At 69.8% G+C, this 20,929-nt stretch carries 16 protein-coding genes; 8 read left to right on the top strand and 8 right to left on the bottom strand.

The genetic code is table 11. From position 1 onward, the window contains the following. Positions 1 to 30: 30 nt before the first annotated feature. Positions 31 to 1,236, bottom strand: a complete 1,206-nt coding sequence (locus ACFC06_RS03400; protein ID WP_375927411.1) for a GNAT family N-acetyltransferase — start codon at positions 1,234 to 1,236, stop codon at positions 31 to 33. Between the two features lie 66 nt (positions 1,237 to 1,302). Further along, on the bottom strand, positions 1,303 to 2,763 hold the full coding sequence (locus ACFC06_RS03395) for a S8 family peptidase (protein ID WP_375927409.1): 1,461 nt from the start codon (positions 2,761 to 2,763) through the stop codon (positions 1,303 to 1,305). A 244-nt stretch (positions 2,764 to 3,007) separates the two neighbouring features. On the opposite strand from ACFC06_RS03395, the gene ACFC06_RS03390 reads away from it, so the two are divergent. After that, the gene (locus ACFC06_RS03390) at positions 3,008 to 4,717 is read left to right on the top strand and encodes a glycoside hydrolase domain-containing protein (RefSeq protein WP_375927407.1); all 1,710 of its coding nucleotides are present in this window, start codon (positions 3,008 to 3,010) and stop codon (positions 4,715 to 4,717) included. A 3-nt stretch (positions 4,718 to 4,720) separates the two neighbouring features. Here ACFC06_RS03390 and ACFC06_RS03385 read toward each other — a convergent pair whose 3' ends face one another. From ACFC06_RS03385 to ACFC06_RS03375, 3 genes are all read right to left on the bottom strand, one after another. Then, the gene (locus ACFC06_RS03385) at positions 4,721 to 4,906 is read right to left on the bottom strand and encodes a hypothetical protein (RefSeq protein ID WP_375927405.1); all 186 of its coding nucleotides are present in this window, start codon (positions 4,904 to 4,906) and stop codon (positions 4,721 to 4,723) included. A gap of 275 nt (positions 4,907 to 5,181) precedes the next feature. After that, positions 5,182 to 6,117, bottom strand: a complete 936-nt coding sequence (locus ACFC06_RS03380; RefSeq protein ID WP_375935172.1) for a hypothetical protein — start codon at positions 6,115 to 6,117, stop codon at positions 5,182 to 5,184. A 459-nt stretch (positions 6,118 to 6,576) separates the two neighbouring features. After that, positions 6,577 to 8,172, bottom strand: coding sequence for a hypothetical protein (locus ACFC06_RS03375; RefSeq protein ID WP_375927403.1), 1,596 nt, complete (start codon positions 8,170 to 8,172; stop codon positions 6,577 to 6,579). Between the two features lie 265 nt (positions 8,173 to 8,437). Here ACFC06_RS03375 and ACFC06_RS03370 point away from each other — a divergent pair, with 265 nt between their 5' ends. Together ACFC06_RS03370 and ACFC06_RS03365 are read left to right on the top strand one after the other, a co-directional pair. Continuing rightward, on the top strand, positions 8,438 to 8,893 hold the full coding sequence (locus ACFC06_RS03370; protein ID WP_375927401.1) for a tautomerase family protein: 456 nt from the start codon (positions 8,438 to 8,440) through the stop codon (positions 8,891 to 8,893). A gap of 54 nt (positions 8,894 to 8,947) precedes the next feature. Then, on the top strand, positions 8,948 to 9,319 hold the full coding sequence (locus ACFC06_RS03365) for a hypothetical protein (RefSeq protein ID WP_375927400.1): 372 nt from the start codon (positions 8,948 to 8,950) through the stop codon (positions 9,317 to 9,319). Here the strand turns inward: ACFC06_RS03365 and ACFC06_RS03360 are convergent. Further along, positions 9,311 to 10,084 carry an amidohydrolase family protein gene (locus tag ACFC06_RS03360; RefSeq protein ID WP_375927398.1) on the bottom strand — a complete coding sequence of 258 codons (774 nt, stop codon included), beginning with the start codon at positions 10,082 to 10,084 and terminating at the stop codon, positions 9,311 to 9,313. The genes ACFC06_RS03365 and ACFC06_RS03360 overlap by 9 nt on opposite strands. Positions 10,085 to 10,214: 130 nt before the next feature. Between ACFC06_RS03360 and ACFC06_RS03355 the strand changes: the two genes are divergently transcribed. The 4 genes from ACFC06_RS03355 to ACFC06_RS03340 all read left to right on the top strand — a co-directional run bounded on the left by ACFC06_RS03355 (position 10,215) and on the right by ACFC06_RS03340 (position 14,978). After that, entirely contained in the window at positions 10,215 to 10,790 is a 576-nt protein-coding gene (locus ACFC06_RS03355; RefSeq protein ID WP_375927396.1) for a TetR/AcrR family transcriptional regulator, read from the top strand. A 72-nt stretch (positions 10,791 to 10,862) separates the two neighbouring features. Next, positions 10,863 to 12,392, top strand: a complete 1,530-nt coding sequence (locus tag ACFC06_RS03350; RefSeq protein WP_375927394.1) for a DNA mismatch repair protein MutS — start codon at positions 10,863 to 10,865, stop codon at positions 12,390 to 12,392. Then, complete coding sequence (locus ACFC06_RS03345) at positions 12,383 to 13,867, top strand: DNA mismatch repair protein (RefSeq protein WP_375927392.1); 1,485 nt, start codon at positions 12,383 to 12,385, stop codon at positions 13,865 to 13,867. Before ACFC06_RS03350 ends, ACFC06_RS03345 begins: the two co-directional genes overlap by 10 nt. A gap of 37 nt (positions 13,868 to 13,904) precedes the next feature. Then, entirely contained in the window at positions 13,905 to 14,978 is a 1,074-nt protein-coding gene (locus ACFC06_RS03340) for a DUF6183 family protein (RefSeq protein WP_375927390.1), read from the top strand. Here the strand turns inward: ACFC06_RS03340 and ACFC06_RS03335 are convergent. After that, complete coding sequence (locus ACFC06_RS03335) at positions 14,975 to 16,246, bottom strand: FAD-dependent oxidoreductase (protein WP_375927388.1); 1,272 nt, start codon at positions 16,244 to 16,246, stop codon at positions 14,975 to 14,977. The two genes, ACFC06_RS03340 and ACFC06_RS03335, sit on opposite strands and share 4 nt — an antisense overlap. A 94-nt stretch (positions 16,247 to 16,340) precedes the next feature. Here ACFC06_RS03335 and ACFC06_RS03330 point away from each other — a divergent pair, with 94 nt between their 5' ends. Beyond that, positions 16,341 to 17,342 carry a helix-turn-helix transcriptional regulator gene (locus ACFC06_RS03330; RefSeq protein ID WP_375927386.1) on the top strand — a complete coding sequence of 334 codons (1,002 nt, stop codon included), beginning with the start codon at positions 16,341 to 16,343 and terminating at the stop codon, positions 17,340 to 17,342. 18 nt (positions 17,343 to 17,360) lie between these two features. Here ACFC06_RS03330 and ACFC06_RS03325 read toward each other — a convergent pair whose 3' ends face one another. Then, positions 17,361 to 20,918, bottom strand: a complete 3,558-nt coding sequence (locus ACFC06_RS03325) for a carboxylesterase family protein (protein WP_375927384.1) — start codon at positions 20,916 to 20,918, stop codon at positions 17,361 to 17,363. Positions 20,919 to 20,929: the final 11 nt, after the last annotated feature.

Raw genomic sequence — 20,929 nt, 5'->3', positions numbered from 1 at the left:
CGCCACACACGCTGGGCTTTCCCGGCCGCACTAGAAGAACCAGCCCAGTTCGGGTGCTCGCGCCGTGGCGAACGCCGCGTCGAAGGCCCGCAGCGCCGCCGGGTCCACGACATCGATCCGGTGCGCCGCGGCCAGCGCGCGAGCCCGGTGCCCGCCGAAGTAGAGCGCGCCGAGCACGGCGATGTCGAAGCTCAGGTCCGCGGGCCGGGTGGTGGGCGAGCAGTCGGCGACACCGTCACGAACGCGCAGCGCGAACCGGCCGCCCGCGGCGCGGAACGGATCGTGCACGTCCACGACGGTATCCAGCTCGCCCTCGTAGCCGCGTGCGACGAGCGCCGCGGGGACATCCATCACCCGCGCCCACAGCGCATCACCACGCTGGGTGACCCGGACGGTGCGCGGGTCGGTGAACAGATACGGCAGCGGATCGTCCTCGGCGAGTGTGGCTTCCACCCGGTCGACGAGGTCCAGGCCGAGCAGCACCCGCCACAGTGCCGCGTGTGCCGACGGTGTCACCGCCCGTATCTCCGAGACCGTCACCACCGACTCGTGCGCGTCACGACGCCGCTGATACAGCGCGTACCCGTCGGGATGGGTCAGCACGAACACCGACGACACCCCCGACCGGCGGCCCTCCGGATCGTCGAACACCAACGCCCACTTCGCCTCCGGCCGCTCCTGCGCGGCCGAGGTCCGCTGCTGCCAGCGCTCGTAGACCGCGCGGATGTGCCCGGCGGCGGACTCGAGGGTGGCCATGACCACCCCGCCGGGATCGGGTGTGGTGGGACGGAACTCGACGCGGCGCCGATCGATGGAGACCGTGGTGTCGGTGACGGCGGGGTCGTAACCGAACCGGCCGTAGATCGTGCCCTCGCTGGCGGTGAAGATCGTCAACGGCAGCCCGTCGGCCTCGGTCCGGGCGTGCTGCGCCGTGTACAGGGCCCGCAGCAGGCCGCGACGCCGATGGGTCGGGGCCACGGCCACCGCCGACACACCACACGCGCGTACCGTGCGGTCCCCGGGCACGGTGACCGTCATCGTGATGTCGACGGTGTGCCCCACCACCTGCCCGGCGTCGGCGACCACCAGCGACCGCTCCACCGGGAACAGGCGCTGCCGGTACTCGCGTTCCTCGGCGCCGAGCCTGCCGCCGAAGGCCGTGGCCAGCAGTTCGGCGATCCCGTCGCGGTCGCCGGTGTCCGCCGCCCGCACACTGATGCTGTTGCCCGATGACATGCCCGTACCCTCCCACGCGCGCCCGGCGAACACACCTGATTTACGGGCGGGTTGTGTCCCCGGAGGTCAGCTCGTGCTGCCGCGTTCCACCATCGCCCGCAGGTCCGGCAGGGCGCCGATCCGCTGGGTCCGGGGTCGGCCGGGGGCGTCGGTCTGCGCGGAGCCGGTCGCGCGCAGCAACGCCCGGATCTGTTCCGGCGTCGCGCGGCCCCCGCTGTGCGCCCGGATCCCCTGATAGGCGGCGACCGCCCCGACCACGATCGGTGACGCGCTGGACGTGCCGCTGAACTCGTCGGTGTACCAGAGGTCTTCGTCGGGTCCGCCCTGCAGGTCGCCGTAACCGGTGGTGGTGACCTCACGGCCCCACCCCTGCACGTCCAGTCGCGCACCGTAATTGGAGAACGCCAGCCGCGAGCGGGCAGGGCCGTGGTCGCGACCGTGCAGGCCGGGCGGCGGCGCGCCCGCGCCGACCATGACCGCACCGGAATCGACGCCACCGCCCCGCAGCGGATTGCGCCAATCGGCGGGAAACTCCGCAGGCCGGGCGTCATAGACCGGGTCGTCGAAGTTCTCGCCGCCGTTGCCCGCGGCTTCCACCACGACGATGCCGCGCCCAACCGCGTAACGCACGGCCGCGAAGTCGTCGGGCCACCATTCCACCGCGATGTAGCCGCGCTGGTCACCGGTGGTCCGATAGCCGAATCGCGGCCCCGGACGGTGCAGTTCGATCAGCAGCACATCACCGGGATCCAGGGCATCGGCGGCGGAGCGGATCGCGGTCGCCGAACCGGTCCCGAAGATCGACACCGCCCTGATGTGGGCCTCCGGCGCGATCCCGGTGATCCCGAACGCGTTGAGGTCACCGCTGATCTCGCCCGCCACGGCGGTACCGTGATTGCGCCAGCCGAGGTCGTCGGCGGCGTTCCCGCCGATCATCCCGCCCTGGTTCTGCCGCAGGTCCTCGTGGGTGAACCGCCACGCGCCCTCGACATCGATCACCCGCACGCCGGTGCCGAGACCGCCGGGCCGGGTATGCGCCCAGTGTGCGTCGATACCGGTGGGCCCCGCGTCCAGATAGCCCTGGCGAGCACGGAAATCCGGGGTCACCGGCGGGGCCTCCGCGGCGACGACGTTCCCGGCCGACGGAGCGAGCGGTGGTTCGGCGGGCGGTTTGACGTAGGCGGCGGCGACGGTGTCGTCCTCGCGGAGCCGGTCGGCGAGCTCGCCGAGATCACCCACCGCGCCGCGCACGGTGAAATACCGCAGGTACTCACCGGCCGAGGGCGCCTGCGGCGTGTCCGCGAGCCGGTCGGAGAGCCGGTTGTCGGGCCCGAAGATCGGCTCGAGATGCGCTGTCCCGGGCAGGATCTCGTCGACGTGTCCGCGCACCGACCGGTTCTCCCGCAGCGCGCGGGCGGTGATGGTGGGCCCGGGCGGCACGGTGAGGACGACCAGTTCGCCGGGGGCGCCCGCGGCGGCCCGCGCGCCGGGTCGCTGCTGCTTGCGAGGTCGAGCGGTGGAGGCCATGGGTATCAGTGAACCGTGCCCCACACGCCTTGCGCTACCGTTCATCCGCACACGCGGGCCGCGACACGCCGTATCGGGCCGCGTGTGCGGGTGTATCCGTCGCGGGTTGCCGGGTACGCCGGTGTTCGTGAGTGAATCATGATGCGCGCCTATGGCTTTCACCTAGAATTGCCGCAGGGTGAGATCCTCGGTCACCCGGCGTGAACCAGACCATCGGAAAATGCCGTCTCGCAGGGGGTCAACCATGTCTACCGCTGTCGATTTCGCCGCCCGCCTCATCGATCCCGCGGCCATCGCCGCCGCAGGGCACTCGGCAGTCCTCGCCTACGTCTCGCCGTCGCGGCCCGGCGCGAACTTCGGCGCCAAACCCATCACCGCCGACTACGCGCGCGCCCTGGCCGGCGCGGGCCTGGATGTCGTGTCCATCTGGCAGTACGGCAAGCCCGGCGACGCCACCCCCTCGGACTGGACCACCGGCTTCGACGGCGGCAGGCGCATGGCCGAGCAGGCCCGCGCCACCCACCTGAGCCTGGGCGCGCCCGCGCACGCGCCGATCTTCTTCGCCGTCGACGAGGACATCTCGCTGTCGCAGTGGAACACCACCGCCGTCGAGTTCTTCCGTGGCGTCAATGCCGTGCTCGGCACCGCCAACACCGGCATCTACGGGCATTCGCGGGTGTGCGCGTGGGCGATCGAGGACGGCGTGGTCGGTGGGCGCGGCGGATACAGCTGGGTGTGGCAGACCCGCGCCTGGTCGGGTACCGAACGCGAACCACGCGCGGTGCTGTATCAGCGCGTGATCGACACCCCGACCAACCCGGGCCCGAAGATCGACGGAACCTCTGTCGACGTCAACGACATCCTGGCCCCCGATTTCGGGCAGTGGGCGCTGGACCGCACGGTCACGATCCCGCAGTTCACCGAGATCGACCGGCTCGGCCCCTCGCACTCTCCGCGCAACGGCGTCCGCATCACCAATTTCATCCTGCACACCCAGGAGGGCAACGGCACCGCCGAATCCCTGGCCGCCTACCTCAACAACCCCGCCAACGGCGTCTCCTACCACTACACGCTGCGTGACGGTGTGCTGGCGCGGGTGGTCCCCGAGGAACTCGCCTCTTGGTCGGTGCTGTCGGCCAACCCGTTCACGGTGAACCTGTGCTTCGCGGGCAGCCGGGTGGCGTGGTCGCGCCAGCAGTGGCTCACCATCGACGCCGACCTGCGCGTCGCCGCCTACATCGCCGTACGCAGCGCCTTGCGCCACGGCTATTCGACCGCGGTCATCGCCCCCGAATACCGGGTGGCCGACGGCATCACCGACCACAACTATGTGACCGAAGCACTCGGCATCGGCAGTCACACCGACGTCGGCCCGAACTTCCCCTGGGATGTGTTCGCCGCCCACGTCGCCGATTTCGCGGGCGCCAGCCCCACCGCCATCGATACCAGGGCTGCCGCGTCACCCTGGCTCGGGCAGCGCCGCACCGACGGCGAGATCGCCACCCCCGACGGCATCGGACGCTTCGCCGAGTTCGACAACGGCTACGTCTACTGGCATCCCGCCACCGACGCGCACGCGATCCCGACCGCGATCATGACCAAATACGCCGAACTCGGCTGGGAAGCAGGCCCCCTGGGCTACCCGATCGCCGAACACACCGAACTCCCCGATCCGCGCGGCACCGGCCCCGGCCTCGCCCAGGCATTCCAGGGCGGCATCGTCTACCGGCGTGCCGGACGTCCCGCCTACCGGGTGCACGGCGCGATCGGCGCACGCTGGGCCGCCTCCGGCTACGAGAACGGGCCACTGGGCTGGCCGATCTCGGAGGAGATCGGCCACGACGACGGCAAATACCAGGAATTCGAATTCGGGCGGATCTACTGGGTGCCCGAGCAAGTGGTCGCCCTGCGCACCTCCGGCGACCCCGACACCCCGCTCGCCCGCCCGGCGTGACCTCTAGCCCAGCAGGAGGGCGAGGGTGGTGGCCGCGACACCGAGAACCAGCGCCGCGACCACGACGAGCGCGATGAGTCGCGTCCGCGGCGACGGACCCTGGTAGGTCGTGTCCTCGTTCAACATGTCGGCGAGGTCGACGGCGGCGAATTCACGGGTCGTTTCCAGGGGTCCGGGCTGCTCGGTCATGAGCGCACACGGTAGTCCAGGGCACCGCCGTGGGTGACCGATACCCCGATCATGGGGCGTACGAAGGCATGTCCAACGCCCGCGCCATTGCCGCCGCGACCAGCCCTGCCTGATCGGGCACGTATCGGCCCGCCCATTCGGCCACGAGGCCGAGGAACTCGACGAGATCACGTCCGGCGCGGTCGATCAGCTACCGGAGCTCGCCGGCGGGCACCTCGATCACCGGGCTGTTCGACTGCTCGGCGTCGAGAGTGAGCCGAACGGTGTTCCGGGCGTTACGTGCTCATGCCTTGTGGCGCAGGGGTTCTGGTGGCGGCGAGCAGGTCGTCGAGACGGCGTTCGGCTCGTTCGGCCCGCGCGAGGGTTTCCTTGCGGACCTCGTCGAGGGCGGACAGGCGCTCCGCGGCTTCCGTGCGTGCGCGCTCGAGTGCGGCGGCCGATTCGGTACGTCGTTGTTCGGTTTCCGCGCTCGTGGTGCGGCGCAGGTCGGCCAGCTCGAGGCGTGTCTGGTCGAGTTCTGTGCGGGTGGCGTCGAGTTCGGCGCGGGCGCGGCGCCATTCCTCCCGGGCTTCCGCGGCGGCTTCCACCCGTTCGGCGGTCGCCTGTTCGGCGCGTTCGGTGGCACGGTCGGCGTCGGCGGCACGCTGGATCGCCAGGTCGCGTTCAGCGGCGGCGGCCGCGATTCGGGCGTCGGCGTCGCGGCGGGCGTGGGCGATCTCGGTGTCGGCGCGCTGTTCGGCACGGCTCACCGCCTCGGCGGCGTCACGCTGGGCCGCGGCGATGTCGTCGGCGGCGTTCTGTTGCGCGGCACGGACTTCGGCGTCGGCCTCGCTGCGGGCGGTGAAGACGTCCTCGGCGGCCTGCTTGGTGACCTGATCCACCGAGGCGAGCACCTCGTCGCGGGCGGCGACCGCTTCGGCGACCGCCTGTTCTGCCTCCTCCGCGGCGGCGACCGCGTCCTGGGCCACCGACTCGGCCAGTTCGCGCGCCGCCTCGGCGTCGCGCCGCGCCTGTTCGGCCGCCACCGCGGTCATCTCGGCCTCGGCGATGCGGCGGGCGGCGTCGGCCTGCACGGCCTGCACCTGCGCCTCGGCCACCGAGGGATCGCCCAGGGTCTGTAGTTCGGCCACCGCCGCGTTGAGCGTGGTGCCCAATTGTTCGGCCAGTCCACGGAACTGACCGAGCAGCTCATCGGCCCGCAACCGTGCCACGGTGACCGGCCCTTGTTGCGTCACAGTGACGGCAGCGGGCCCAACCTCCGACTCCTGCTGCAGCCGTTGCCGTTCCCGCCACGCTCGCCATCGGGTGTGGTCCGGGTGGTCACAGTATTCGGAGGGGCGACCCGGACCACCGCCGCGGGTGATGGGGCGGGCACAGCCCGGATAGTTGCAGACGCTCGACACGAGAGAATCGTAACGTTGGTTTCGTCAATCGCTTACGTTTCCGACGAAACGAAACCTGTGTCGCCCGTTCAGGTCTCGAATTCACCCTCCGCCCACCTGACCGCCGATAAGTGAACATTATCGGGGGTCAGGATCTGCCATAGGCCCAGTCGACCTCTGTTCATTTTCGTTATCGTTTGGTTGGTGCCAACGCAACGTATCTACGACGAAACTGATTGAAAACTGGGGTCGGTGGTACAGCCGTTCCAGAACAGCCGCATTGCTGAACTATGGGCCCGACGGAGGGCCGGTCCAAGCGATGGACCTCGGGTCGGCGGAGCGGAGCATTTCGAGGATCTCGCCCGCGACGGATTCCGCAGCACGGGCGCCGACATCGACTACCAGGTTGACAACCGGATGTGCCGGGTAGTGGAGCCCCACCCGGACGGTGTCGTAGTCGTATAACCACGCATCACACCAGTCGAGCCGACAGCCCCAACGGCCGAGAATTATCGGATCGTCGCGCAATCCGTCGCGCACCAGCCGGGCCACCGTGCGTGCCGGCCATTCCCAGCGCCGGTCCTGTTCGGCTCGCGCCACTTCCCGGTCGTACGCGTCAGCATCGAAACGCATCTCCGAAGGGAGAGCCCGCTTCTTCGAGCTTCGCCACCCGGTCCACACCACCTCGAGTCCCTCGCGCAGGACCGTGACATGCAGTCCGCCGCAGCACTCTTCGGCGCAGTGGGCCTCCGCCAGGCGGATCTGGTTCGGATCGGCGGTCGCCCTCAGTCCCCCGCTGTCCAACAGCGACTCCGGCGCAGCCCTCCCCTTGCCGAACGCAGTCACCACGATCGGCATCCCATCGATGACAATCCGGGCTTCGACCTGCGGGTACCCGACCGAATCCGGATCCTCGACCACCACCCGGACCGCGAACCGGTCGGTCAGCCCCTCGCGCGGAGCCGGTCGTCCGGCAATCCACCGGGCCCGGCGTGCCACGACTCGGTCACCGGAAGTCCTGCTGGATTCCAGCATCTCGACCCAGGGCTGCGCGGACAGCACCTCCTCGATCCGATCGAGCAGTTCCCCGCGTCGTTCGTCGACCACAGGGGCCACGGCACCGGTCCGTAGGTCTTCGGCGACCGATGCCAGTACCGCGGCACGGTCGAGGGTCGGCGGCCGCTGTCCGGCGAGTGCCACCCACCGGCAACAGACCTCGGCCGCGTCGGCGTAGTTGCCGATCTCCGCATCGTCGTCTCGGGCGCTCATCATCGCGAGCAGCAGATTCCCGGTCTGATCCCAGCGTGCGTCCGAGACCGTCGGACCACTCAGTATCACGGCGAGCCGGTGCGTTTCCGCGATCTGTCGCGCCAGCTGGCCGCGCAGCAGGTGACGGGGCGTCGAACGCACCCAGTGCTGAACGAGGGGATCCGGCCGATTTACCAGGAATTGGGCCGCTTGGGACCGTATCGCCTCCCGCGACCGCGCGGCCAACCAGATGATGCCGGATTCGGCCCCCGGGATCGTCGCCAGCACTGCCAGGGCTAGTTGATCGGCGCCGGACAACAACCCGACCACCACGAGCTCTGCGATGTCGCACTGCTCGGCATTGCCGCGGAACAATCCCAATCCGACTCGCACCGCATGCAGATCTGTCCCGTACCGCACCAGCCAGCGTGCCGTCTCACGGAGCCGGGGCGAGGGTTCGAGCGAAAGTTCCTCGAGGATTCCCTCGACATACGGATAACCCGGGCTGAGCCGTCCGAGTCGGTCGTGCAGGTCGCTCGGGAGCGAGGACGGATCAGCGAGATGGTCCTGGAGCACCGATACCGCGGCGGACTTCAGTTCTGTGTAGTCCGGTCTGGGTGGATCGACCGCCGGCACGGCGCCGGGCGGATATGGCTCACCACCACGGGGAAGCGGCTGTCCGGGATTGAGCTGATGCAGCCGTAGAGCATGGTCATACAACGAAACCGGCGGATCGAGCGCCTGCGCTCGTCGAGCATGCTCACCGGGTGAAGGTGTGCTCGATTCTCTTCGACATGCGCGGGAACGTACCTGTCGGCCTAGGCCGTCGCAACCTGTCGCACTTCCTAAGTGTTATGCAATACTGCATAGCAGTCTGGTCCCCCCTACCGAGGAGTCCTCCATGCCGATGATCGATGTCACCGCCGTCCGCGGTTCCATCCCCGACACCGTCCGCCCCCAGCTGCTCGACGAGCTCGCCACGATCCTGCTGCGCTGGGAAGGCGCCCCCGACACCGAGTTCTTCCGCGAGATCACCTGGGTGTACTTCCACGAGATCGACGCCGAACAGCTCGCGGTCGGCGGACGTGGCGGCGGCAGCCCTCGCTTCCGCATCGAGATCACCGTCCCCGAAGGCACCCTGTCCGCTCGCCGCAAGGAAGGACTCATCGCCGACGTCCACACCGCCGTGGTCACCGCCGCCGGACTCGACCCGAACAGCGCACAGGCACTGCACGTGTGGACACTGATCCGGGAGATCCCCGAAGGCAGCTGGGGCGCGGCCGGCGCGGTCGTCCGCTTCGAGGCTCTCAAGGCCACGTCGGCCGCCGAGCGCGAAAAGTCGCCCACCACAGCCTGATCCGGGCAACGATAAGCCGGGCTGCTACATCGCGACCGCGGGACCCGGAGCAAGATGACTCTCATGCACCTGACTCAGCTGAGCGCGGCCATCGAGGCGGCAGTCGCCACCCACCTCAACGAACTCGGCCGAACCTCAGGCTTGCTCCCGCTGACCTGGTACGTCGCCCCGTCGGTGACCGACGACACCGACATGGAAGCAGTCCTGTCCATCGAAGGCCAAGCCGGAACCCACCTTCCGCACCACCCCGGCTGGGTCGTCGATCAATGGGGCCGTGCCCTCGGCCTGCACCCGGTGCGCACCCCCGCACCCGGAATCCACGCGGTCGAGGGCCTGCTCGAACCGCTCCCCGGCGAATACCGCTTCGAGGTCCGCGTCTGGGGCGTCATCGACCAGGCCGGACTGTATGCCCACCGATCACACTGACCCGGGCTCGCGGGGGTCGCGGAGGTAGAATGCGGCGGCGTTGTCCCAGAAGACCGCCGATACCTGATCGGGTTCTAGTGCGCTTTCGATGATCGCGAAATCGGTGTTCTCGAAGGGTCTGCGGGCCCGGGTGGACGGTAGGTCGGTGCCGACCATGAGCGCGGTGGGGTCGACTCGCATGATGGCGGTGATCGCCGCGGCCGGGTCCAGATCGATACGGCCGAAACCGGTCGCTTTGACCTTCACACCGCGTTCGACCAGCCGCAGGAGGTCGTCGAGGCCGTCGGCGTGGAGTCCGAGGTGGTCGATGCTGACGGCGGGCAGGGCGGTGAGGCGGTCGGCGAGGTCGGCGGTCGCGCGGGCGTCGATGTAGAGCTCGGTGTGCCAACCGGCCAGGTCGTGGACGCGGCGGGCGAGGCGGTCGAGGTCGTCCAGACCGGCCGAGCCACCGCGGCGCACATTGAACCGCACCGCTCGCACGCCCGCCTCGTGCAGGGCGAGGATCCGCGCGTCGCTGGTCTCGACCGGGATCTGGGTGACCCCGACATACGAGGGGCCCAGTACCCGCAGCGCATCGATCAGATAGTCCTGGTCGAAGGCCTGGAACGACCCCGACACCACCGCGCCGCCGGCGATGCCCAGCCCGGCGATCCGCGCCTGATAGTCGCTGACGGTGAACGGTTCGGGCAGGTATCCGTCGTTCTCCACCAGCGGGTGGGCGGGGTCGATGATGTGGAGGTGGGCGTCGAACACCGGCCGGGTCACGTAGAGGTCCTTCGCGCGGAGGGGACAGGCGATATCCGCTCAACCTACCGGTCCGTCCACCGGGACCAGGGACTATGCGAGGTAGCATAGTGACGTCCGGACCCGTTCGTCTGTCAGGAGTGCCGCCGCCGTGGGAGCCCGCACCAACACCCGTCAGCGAATGCTGCACAGCGCCGTCGAGTTGCTGCGCGAGCGGGGCGCCGCCGGGGTGACCATCGACGCCGTGCTGGCGCGCAGCGACGCACCCCGGGGGTCGGTGTATCACCATTTCCCCGGTGGCCGCGCGCAGATCATGACCGAATCGCTGACGCTGGCCGGTGACACCATCGGCGCCATCATCGAGCAGGCCGCGGCGCAGAACTCGGTCGTGACCCTGCGGCAGTTCGGGCAGTTCTGGAACACCCTGCTGGAGCAGTCCGATTTCGCGGCCGGATGCCCGGTGGTGTCGGTGGCGGTGGGCAGTTCGCCCGACGACGAGCATCTGCAACCATCGGTCGCGGCGATCATCCAGCGCTGGCATACCGGGCTCGTCACCGCGATCGAAACCGACGGGGTGGAACCGGAGCGCGCCCGACGCCTGGCGACGATGGCGATCGCGGCGGTCGAGGGTGCGGTGATCCTGTGCCGGGTGAACCGGTCGACGGCGGCGCTCGACGATGTCATCGACGAACTCGAGGTGGTGTTCACCGCGGCGTTGCCCGCCTGATCCTTGACGATCGCCGCGGCGCTCCCTAGCCTGCGTGGCGGGTGCCGACGGCACAGCGGAGGGAGGGCGTCGATGCGCGCGGACAGCGTGGTCTGGCCGAAGGATCCCTCGGCCGTCGCGGCGATGGTCGTCGACGACGCGACCGTCACGGATCTGCGGCTCGACCAGGTGATCGCCGCGATCGCGGGTGCGCCCGACGAGTTCGGGCTCACCGCGCTGCTGCGCCACCCGGTCTGCGATCCCGACACCGTGCGATTCCGTCAGGAAGTGTTCGCCGATCTGGCCGACATCGAGATCCGCACCGTTCTCGACGATTTCGCGGCCGGAATGCGGCGGGTGCGCCGACGCACGGCCGGTGCGGCCCGGCTCCAGCATCCGCGACAGCGCCAGCGTTGGCATCTCGACGCCGCCGCCGACTACCTCGTCGCCCTCACCACGATGGCCGAAGCGCTGCCCGCGCTCACACTCTCGTCGAGGGCATTGCGTCGATGGCGCGACACGGTCACCGAGGCCGTCGGAGGTCCGGTGATCCGCACCCTCGCCGAGGATGTGCACACGACACAGCAAGCCCTCGCCGCCGTCCGCTACAGCATCCGCGTTCTCGATACCGACACGATCGACGTCGGGCCCGACGACAGCGACACCGACTACAGCGCCACCGTGTCGGGGCTGCTCGCCCGTTTCGGTGCCGGTCCCCCGCCGCCGCTGCGTCCGCAACCCGAGTGGCCGGACATGAACCAGATGGAAGAACAGATCCTCGACCGTGTCGCGGGCCTGTTCCCCGAACCGTTCGCACGCCTGGCCGGCTTCGCCGACCGGCACGCACAGTTCCTCGACCCCGCTGTCGTCACCTTCGACCGCGAGATCCATTTCTATCTGCGCTATCTCGACTACGCCGCCACCGTCAGCGCGCCCCTGTCACTGCCGACCGTGGTCACCGACGGCGCGGACCTCGGCGCCGAAGACGCCTTCGACCTCGCGCTGGCCGGTAAGCCGGGCGGGTCTGCGCAACCGTTGGTGTGCAACGACTTCACGCTGTCGGGGCCGGAACGGGTCCTGGTGGTCACCGGCCCCAATCAGGGCGGGAAGACCACCTTCGCCCGCATGATCGGCCAGCTCGCCTACCTGGCCGCGCTCGGCTGCCCGGTCCCGGCGCGCTCGGCCCGCCTGACCCTGCCCGACCGGTTGACCACCCATTTCGAGCGGGCCGAACAGGCCACCGACGCCGACGGACGCCTGCTGGCCGAACTCGACCGTGTCCGCGACACTCTCGACCACGCCACCGCCGACAGCCTGCTCATCCTCAACGAGAGCTTCAGTTCGACCAGCACCGCCGACGCCGTCCGGATCGGCCGCCGGGTCCTCGACAAGATCATCGCCGCCGGTTCGATGGCGGTGTGGGTGACGTTCTTCGACGAACTCGCCGCCACCCGTCCGGAAACGGTCAGCATGGTCGCGGCCACCGACCCCGACGACCCGGCCCGGCGGACATTCCGGATCGAACGCCGCGACGCCGACGGCAACGCGCACGCGGTGGTCCTCGCCGAACGCTACGGACTCACCTACGACCTCGTCACCGCGAGGATGACCGCATGCGAGTGAACCTGCTGCACCCGCCCGGCCAGGTGCCCGACACCGCCGTCAACGGTGACCACCTCGTCACCGACCTGGGCCTGGAATCGCTGTTCACCGCCATGGCCGACGGCGACCCACTCATCCTCGACACCGTCCGCGCGACGGTACCGGCCACACTCACCGACACCGAGACCATCGCCTACCGGCACGACGTGCTGGCCGACTGCTGGGCGCAGCCCGACGCGGTCCGCGAGCTCTACCGGATCGCGGTCGCCCCGACCCGTATCCGGCGCTGGCCCGCCGGTGGCGGTCGGCGCGCGGGCGGAAAACTGGTCCTGTCGCTGCCGCCGTTAACCGAACTGCTCACCTGCCTGCGCCGGCTGCGCGCCCACTGCCGCGCACACACCTTCACCTCGGCGGGCCTGCGCGGCCTCACCGCCACCGTGACCGAGCACTTCGACGACGACTACCTCGACACCGTCGAAAAACACCTGACCGCTTTACATTTCGACCACGGCATCCATCTCGGGGCGAGCCTGGGCCTGGGTAACAAGATCGCCGACATCGTCGTGCACGACCCGCTGCCCGCGCGCAAGCCCCGTTTCGGTCTGCGCTCGGGACGTGCCGCGTTCCACCCGATCGAGGACCCCGAAGCCCACGCCAACCCGACCCTCAATCCGATCGTGCAGTTGCGCGACCGGGCGCTGGCCGATCTGGCCGAAACAGTCAGCTACGCCGCCGACCACATCCACGACTTCTTCCAGCGGCTGCGCACCGAACTGGCCTTCTACCTCGGCTGCCTCAACCTGTCCGACCGGTTGCGCCGCGCCGGCATTGCCCTCTGCCTGCCGACCGTCCACCCGGCCGGGACACCTCGTCTGCGTGCTTCCGGACTGCGCGACCTCACCCTGTCGCTGTCGGCACGCGAGGTGATCGGCAACGATCTCGACGCGACCGGTCGCTGCCTGCTGGTGGTCACCGGCGCCAACAACGGTGGCAAGTCGACGTTCCTGCGCAGCCTGGGCACCGCCCAGATCATGATGCAGGCGGGCATGTTCGTCCTGGCCGAGATGTTCGAATCCGAGATCAGCACCGGCGTTTTCACCCATTTCGTCACCGACGAAGACCGCACCATGACCTACGGCAAACTCGTCGACGAACTCGTGCGCATGCGCGCCGTCGTCGACCACATCACCCCGGGCGCGCTGCTGCTGTCCAACGAATCCTTCGCCTCCACCAGCGAACGCGACGCCACCCACATCCTCACCCCACTGGTCGAAGCCCTCGTCGACACCGGCGTCAAACCGGTCCTCGTCACCCACCTCTACGACTTCGCCCACCATCGCCACGACGCCGCCCACCCCACCGACCTGTTCCTGCGCGCCGGACGCACCCCCGACGGCCACCGCACCTACCAGCTCACCCCCGGCGCCCCGGAACCCACCAGCCACGCCGACGAGATCTACCACCAGGTCTTCCCGCCGAACCCGACCGCGCCATGAGAATCCGTCTGCCGCTGCGGTTCCGTACGCTGGGGCCGTGCACGCCGAGATCGACCGGATAGTCCGGGAACTTCCCTGCCTCGGCGTCCAGGAACGCATCGACGAACGACTGGCCCTCGACGATGCCGGATTCGCAGTGGCACTCGCCCGCGCGGTCGCGACCGCCCACGGCGGCGACCACCATCTCGTCGCGCAGTGCCTGCGAGCGATTCTGGCGCGGCCGGTATCGGGGAAGGTCGCGGCAGCGCTGGAAGTCGTGGCGGTGATGCGCCCACCGAAAGCCCGAGCTCGCCACATCGCAACCTGGCTGGCCGGATCGCTGAAGCACGACGAGGCAGTGGACGCGTTCGGCGCAGCCGGTGTCGCGGGACCGATCGCCGACGAGTTGCGGGCGTGTCTGTTGCATGAGCTGGTCGTGCGCGGTGTCGTCATCGCCGAGCACGACCAGCTCATGCAGTGGGCGAGTTCTCCGCATTGGGCGTGGCATCCGCTGCGGGTACTTCCCTTGGAACGCATGCCTCTCGAGCACGTACGTCCTTCCCATACAGTTGGCAGCGGCGCTCTGCCGTCCACCACCAGCAGCGCTCCCCTTCGCATTCCGGCGGCCATCGAAACCACCACCTCCCTTCGCGCCGGTCAGCTGCGACAAGCTGTCGCCAACTGGCAGCGGGAGTCCAACGGCCGCAGCGAGGCGCGCGCGTTCACGCTCGATCATCTCCCCGCCCCGGACGCGGTCACCGCACTGCTCGGCACCCTCGCACTGGAGTGCCTACGAAGCGATCACGGCGCGACCGCGGATCTCACGGTGGATGAGTCGACTCCCGCCGACATCTGGTCGATTCTGTTCGCCGCGGCGGCCGCCGGTGGTGCCTACAATACCGGCGAGGGCGCCGCATATGGGCGCCTGTACGCATGGCGGTCACTCGGTGCGCTGTGTGGCGCGAGCGAATTCGACGCCGTCGACCACATCGCGCGGCTCGCGGCCGATGCCCGGTGGTTCGCCTTCGCCGCCACCACCGCATGGTTCGAGAGGGTTGCCTGGGATATCGGTATTGCCGCGTTGACGCCCGAACCCGGCGTGACGGTTCTGGCCGCCACCGACACCGACTAGACGTCGTCGGTGTTCGCCGTGCGCCGACGGTTCGGTCGGAGGCGGGCAGCCGCGGCCAGGAGCGGGGTGAGCGTGGCGGTGGCGACGGCGCCGGGGGTGGTGTCGGTGGCCAGGATGAGGCGAACGGTTCTCATCGCCGCGGTCAGGACCGCCGCACCGCGTTGCCGTGCCTGTGCTTCGTAGCGCCCTATCGCGGCGGGGAGGTCGGTGGTGTCGGCGGAGAGGGAGCGGAGCTGGGTGACCAGGTCGGCCGCGTCCTGGATCGCCGCGCCCGCACCCATTCCGGCGGTGGGTGGCGTGGCGTGCACGGCGTCGCCGAGGGCGGTGATGCGGCCCGCGGTCCACGGGGCGAGGTCGGTGGCGCGGGTGGAGGCGGCATTGAACCGGAAGGCCGCCACACCGGCCGGTTCGGCGCGGGCGATCACTTCCAGTGTGTGGCGGGCCCACTTGCGGTCGCGGAACCTCGCGATCAGCGCGGATTGTAAGGCGCTGCCGTGCAGTCGGCGCAGGGCGTCGGTGTCGGCGGATTCGGGGAACATCGCTCCCCAGATGTAGGTCGGGCCTGTCGTGATCGACATGTTCAGCTCGGGGGCGTCGAGGGCGGCGTTGCCGACCGGGTCGAGGAATCCGACATACAGCGCGGCGCCTCGGGGGCCGATGCCCATGGTCGAGCGGGTGCCGAGCCGTTGCCGTTCGGCGGGGTCGAGGTCGGCGAGGCGGGTGCGGCCGGAGAATCCGATGAGACCTGCCGGATGGTTGGTGGGGCCCGCCGCGAGGTGGCGGGCGACGATCGAATGGGTTCCGTCGGCGCCGACCACCAGATCCGCGGTGACCGACGCGCCGTCGACGAAGACAACTCTCGGTATACCGGTGTCGTCGGTGCCGACGCCGGTGACGGTCCTACCGAGACACAGATCTGCGCCGACCGCTTCGGCCAGCAACGTACGCAGCGTGATGCGGTCGACATCGATGCTCGCGCTGCCCGACAGGTCCGGGCCGTAACCGAGCAGGCGGCCGCGGTAGTCCCACAGCATGTCCCGATCCCGCAGGCGCAGCGCCGATCCCGAGGCGAGCAGCCGGCGCATGATCTCCGGTGCCACCAGTCGCGCCAGTGCGGACTGTGCTCGCTCGTCGAGGGTGATGTGGTAGCCGCCGGTCGCGGCGACCTCGCTGTCGCGGTCGAACACCGTCACCTCGTGGCCGATCCGGCGCAACCCCGCACCCAGTGCGAGCCCACCGATACCTCCGCCTACCACGACAACACGCATGTTCAGCTGCCTTTCCCTGGTCGAATGCTCTCCTCACAGACGGTGCCAGCGGTAGTGGACACGGGATGGCCGGTACCGCTGGCACGATGAACCGATGGCCAGTACGTCACACCGGGCACTGCGGCTGCTGTCGCTGCTCGGCTCACGCCGGATATGGCAGCTCCGCGATCTCGCCGCCCGGCTCGCCGTCAGCGAACGCACCGTGCGCCGCGACCTGGACACCTTGCGTGAACTCGGCTACCCGATCCTGACCGTCCGAGGCCCGGACGGCGGCTATCGACTCGGCACCGGACACACCCTGCCGCCCCTGCTGCTCGACCACGACCAAGCCCTCGCGATCGCCATCGCGCTGCAAACCGCACCCAGCTCCGTGTTCGGCCTGCAGGACGACACGGCCAGGGCCCTGGCCACCCTGCAGCAAGCCATCCCGGACACGCTGCGCGCCGCCATGGAATCCCTGCGCCTGACCACGCTGCAGAACTATTGGGAGTTCCCCGCGCCCCCGATCGACTCCGCTGCGCTCACCGTCGTCGGCACCGCCGTGCGGCTGCGCCACATCCTCGTCGCCGAACTGCTCCGCGCCGACGGCACCCGCCCAGACCCGGGCGAACCAGACTTCACGCCACCCCGCCGCCTCGAACCCCACCACCTCGTCGTGTGGGCGGGACGGTGGTATCTCATCGCCTACGACCCGGCCGATCACCGGTGGCGAGTCCACCGGGTGGACCGGCTGCACCCGCGGCCGACCACCCGAGGTTTCGCACCCCGCGAACTGCCCGACGGCGATCTCGCGCACTTCGTCATGAGCAGCCACGACCGCGGCGACACCCCCGCCGCCTGGCCGTGCACCGGCAGCGCGCGCCTGGCCCTTCCGGCTCACATCGTGGCCCGCTGGGCACCGGGCGGCTCCGTGGTCGAACACCTCGACACCGGGCACTGCCGCCTCATCCTCGGCGCCTGGTCGTGGGCCGGTATCGCCGGAATTCTCGCCACCTTCGACACCGACCTCACCGAACTACACCCGCCCGAACTCCTCGACGCCTGCCACCGTATCGCCGCCCGCTACGCGGGTATCCAGACCACAGATTCCGAGTGAGCAGTCAGTCGGTGTGACTCATCCCGGTTCGCTCACCTGGATACTCGCGAAGTTCTCCACCTCGACCGGGACGATTCCTTCGCCGGCGGGGAGGGGGAAGCCGAAGACCTGGGCGTAGAAGCTCAGTTCGGAGTCCAGGGCGGTGCGGATGTTCTCGGCGCGGCGGAAGCCGTGCTGTTCGCCGTCGAAGAGCAGGTAGGCGACGGGGATTCCGCGTTCGCGCAGTGCGTCGACGATCATTTCGGACTGGTTGGGTGGGACGACCGCGTCTTCGCTGCCCTGCAACACGATCAGCGGACTGCGGAACCGGTCGATGTGGTGGATGGGGGAACGTTCGCGGTAGCGCTCGCGCTGGGCGGGGTAGTCGCCGATGAGGCCGTCGAGGTAGCGGCTCTCGAATTTGTGGGTGTCGGCGGCGAGGGCTTCCAGGTCGGCGACACCGTAGTGGTCGGCGCCCGCGGAGAACGGGGTGTCGGGGCGGGCGAGGGCGGCCAGGGTGGTGTAGCCGCCCGCCGAGCCGCCGCGGATGGCGAGCCGGTGCGGGTCGACGCGACCGGTGTCGGCCAGCCATCGCGCGGCGGCGATGCAGTCGGCGACATCGACCACGCCCCAGGCCTGGTGCAGCAGGTCGCGGTAGGCGCGCCCGTAACCGGTGGAGCCGCCGTAGTTCACGTCCACGACCGCGAAACCGCGGCTGGTCCAGTACTGGGTCGAGGGCGCGAGCACCGGCAGCGCCTGCGCGGTCGGGCCACCGTGGATCATGACCAGCAACGGGGGACGTTCACCCTCGGGGCCACGGTGGCGGGTGCTGGTCGGCGGGTAGAACAGTGCGTGCCCGGTGCGGGGGACGCCGTCGAGATCGGTCGAGGGGAACGAGATCGGCTCGGGCACCGAGACGTCAGCGGCGTCGAGGCCGAGATCGCGGGGAGCGCGCAGGGTTTCGAGTTCCGGTGACGAGCCGCCGAAGGTGAGCCGGTAGACGCCGAGTTCCGTGGTCGGTGTGCCCGCCGTGAGCACCACCGAGTTCTCGTCGGCTCGCACGACCGCGAAGACGGCGGAGAAGGGCAGCTCCAGGTCGGTGATCGACCCGTCGGCGCGGCGCACGGCGAGCCCGTCGTAGCCGTCGCGCCACCGGGCGAACACGATGCCGTGGTCGGCGCCTAGCACCGCGTACCGCGCCGAACCCAATTGCCAGGCGGGCACGCCGATCTCGGCGTGGGTCTCGATCACCGCCTCGACCTCACCGCCGACGGTCCACCGGTAGAGGTTCCACCATCCGCTGCGATCGGACAGGAACAGCAACGACCCGTCGTCCTGCCAGCGCGGTTCCTGCACCGACTCACCGGGGCCACCCGCCACGACGGTTTCCGCACCGGTCGACAGATCACGTACGCGCAGGACGGTGTCGTCCCACGGCATCGACGGATGATCCCAGCTCACCACGGCGAGCCGTGCCCCGGACGCGTCGAGACGCGGGGACACGACGAAATCCGGGCCGCTGACCAGGACCTCCGGCTCCGACAACCGGTCGGCGGACAGCCGCACGATCTCGTTGCGCACATCCACCGCGCCACGCCCGTCGACCGGATGCCGCTCACGGATCGCCACGATGCTCGCCCCGTCGGGAGCGAACGCGCCGTCACCGTACCGGTCGCCGCGCGAGACAGCGGGCTCCGGAGTCACCGCGACCGGCTCACCGTCGAGTTCGAGCCGATACAGGCGCTGATCGGCCCAGTTCACGAAGAACAGCACGCCGTCGCGCACCCACCAGGCGGCGCCACCGTATTCGTGTACGGCGGTGCGCGCGTCCATGCCCGACGGCAGCAGGTCGGTCCGGGTCCTGTCGGCGGCGCGGCGCACGATCTGGGTTCGGCCGCCCTCGGCGGGCCGACCTTCCGACCAGTACACATCGGACCCGTCCACGCGCACCTCACCCAGGCGGACCGCCGCGGCGACAACGCTTTCGGAGGTGATGGAAGTCGGCCAGGACCCGAAGGGCAACTCGGTGCTCGTCACCCCGCTCAGGCTAGTCGGCTCCGGCGACACCGGCAGGCCCGCATCGACAGGCGTCTCGCGAACAGGGTGCAGGGTGCCGAATTCGATGTCGCGCCAGATCCGGCGGGAGATCTCCTCGGGGTAGGCGCGGACAGCCGGTTCGGCGGTGTAGACGCGGGTACTTCGTGCGGCGGGGTCGTAGGCAGACCACCCGGGGTCGCCGGTGGTCGCGAAGTTCACCCAGTCCGTACGCATCCGCAGTCCGAGTTCGTCGGCTTCCTCCGCCGCGTGCGGGTGGGCCGTGGGGTGGCGGCGGATCTCGTCGGCGGTGAGGGTCCCGAAGACCAGCAACACATCGAGGCTGTGGGAAGCGTCTTCGTCGCGGTTGTAGACCCAGCACAGCTCGTAGGTCCAGGTGGCGCCGCCGCCGGTGTGCTGGGCTTCGGCCAGTTGCAGGCTCGGCATGCGGAACAGCCAGTCGGCATGGACGAGTTCGAGCAATTCTGCGGAGGAGACGTCGGGGTGAGCGGCCCGGTACACGCCGGGATCCAGGGACGGAGCGAGAACCGCCAGGTCGGACTGCACATCCGCGTCGGTCACCGTGCGGCCGAGATCCGCGGTGAACAACCGGTACTCGTCCCGGGTGTGCCCGACGAGCAACTCGACATCCCGCCCGGCACCCGCGGCGAGTGCCCGCCAGGGATCCTGCGGAAGTACCTCACCGTCCACGACCGGCGAGAACGGTGTCGGAGTCGTCGCCATCGGACCCCAGACCTCGACGCGCCCGGGCATCGTCGCGATGATCGCCGCCGTCGCGTCGACCAGCACCTGCGGGGGCATCGAGGCCAGATCCGCCACCGATGCGCAGGCCCCTGCCTGCGCCGCGATCGCCGTCGAGACGGCACCGGCCAATTCCGGCGCGAAGAATGTGCCCGGCAGGCTCTGGACGATCGCGCGCTGGAACAAGCCCGCCGCCGACGGCATGGTGACCAGCGCTGCCAGACACCCCGCCCCGGCCGACTGACCGAACATGGTGACCGCGCCCGGATCGCCACCGAACGCCGCGATCTCGTCCCGGACCCAGCGCAATGCCGCTACCTGGTCGAGCAGACCGCGATTGTCCAGCGCACCGTCGACGTGGGCGAAACCTTCGAATCCGGTGCGGTAGTTCATGCTCACGACCACCACACCGCACGCCGACAGCGTCGCGGCATCGAAGTGCGGATTCGCCGAACGCCCTTCCAGGTAGGCGCCACCGTGGATCCACACCATCACCGGCAACCCACCGGCCCCGAGACCCGGTGACCAGACGTTCAACGACAGACAGTCATCCGATCCGTCCCCGACGACCCCGGCCACCGCGGTCATCACCGAACCGGGATGACCCGCCTGCGGCACGGCCGGGCCGAACGCGCCCGCATCACGCACACCCTCCCACGCCGGGACCGCGACCGGCGGCCGAAACCGCAAGGCGCCGAACGGTGGTCGCGCGTAGGGGATGCCGCGGAACACCGCGACCGAGTTCTCGACCCGCCCCCGCACCGTTCCCGCTGTCGTCCGAACACACGGTCTCGTCCCCACAACCCCACCCC

This window comes from Nocardia sp. NPDC056064 (genome assembly GCF_042266925.1).
Classification (GTDB): domain Bacteria; phylum Actinomycetota; class Actinomycetes; order Mycobacteriales; family Mycobacteriaceae; genus Nocardia.
The sequence above is the reverse complement of the archived record's forward strand: the minus strand, read 5'-3'. Positions and strand labels throughout refer to the sequence as shown.

Excerpts from the sequence above, each read along its gene's own strand:
- ACFC06_RS03365 (WP_375927400.1), top strand. The coding sequence starts at position 8,948 with ATGACTCTCATGCACCTGACTCAGCTGAGCGCGGCCATCGAGGCGGCA.
- ACFC06_RS03345 (WP_375927392.1), top strand. The coding sequence starts at position 12,383 with ATGCGAGTGAACCTGCTGCACCCGCCCGGCCAGGTGCCCGACACCGCC.
- ACFC06_RS03385 (WP_375927405.1), bottom strand. The coding sequence starts at position 4,906 with ATGACCGAGCAGCCCGGACCCCTGGAAACGACCCGTGAATTCGCCGCC.
- ACFC06_RS03390 (WP_375927407.1), top strand. The coding sequence starts at position 3,008 with ATGTCTACCGCTGTCGATTTCGCCGCCCGCCTCATCGATCCCGCGGCC.
- ACFC06_RS03395 (WP_375927409.1), bottom strand. The coding sequence starts at position 2,763 with ATGGCCTCCACCGCTCGACCTCGCAAGCAGCAGCGACCCGGCGCGCGG.
- ACFC06_RS03330 (WP_375927386.1), top strand. The coding sequence starts at position 16,341 with ATGGCCAGTACGTCACACCGGGCACTGCGGCTGCTGTCGCTGCTCGGC.
- ACFC06_RS03335 (WP_375927388.1), bottom strand. The coding sequence starts at position 16,246 with ATGCGTGTTGTCGTGGTAGGCGGAGGTATCGGTGGGCTCGCACTGGGT.
- ACFC06_RS03350 (WP_375927394.1), top strand. The coding sequence starts at position 10,863 with ATGCGCGCGGACAGCGTGGTCTGGCCGAAGGATCCCTCGGCCGTCGCG.
- ACFC06_RS03400 (WP_375927411.1), bottom strand. The coding sequence starts at position 1,236 with ATGTCATCGGGCAACAGCATCAGTGTGCGGGCGGCGGACACCGGCGAC.
- ACFC06_RS03370 (WP_375927401.1), top strand. The coding sequence starts at position 8,438 with ATGCCGATGATCGATGTCACCGCCGTCCGCGGTTCCATCCCCGACACC.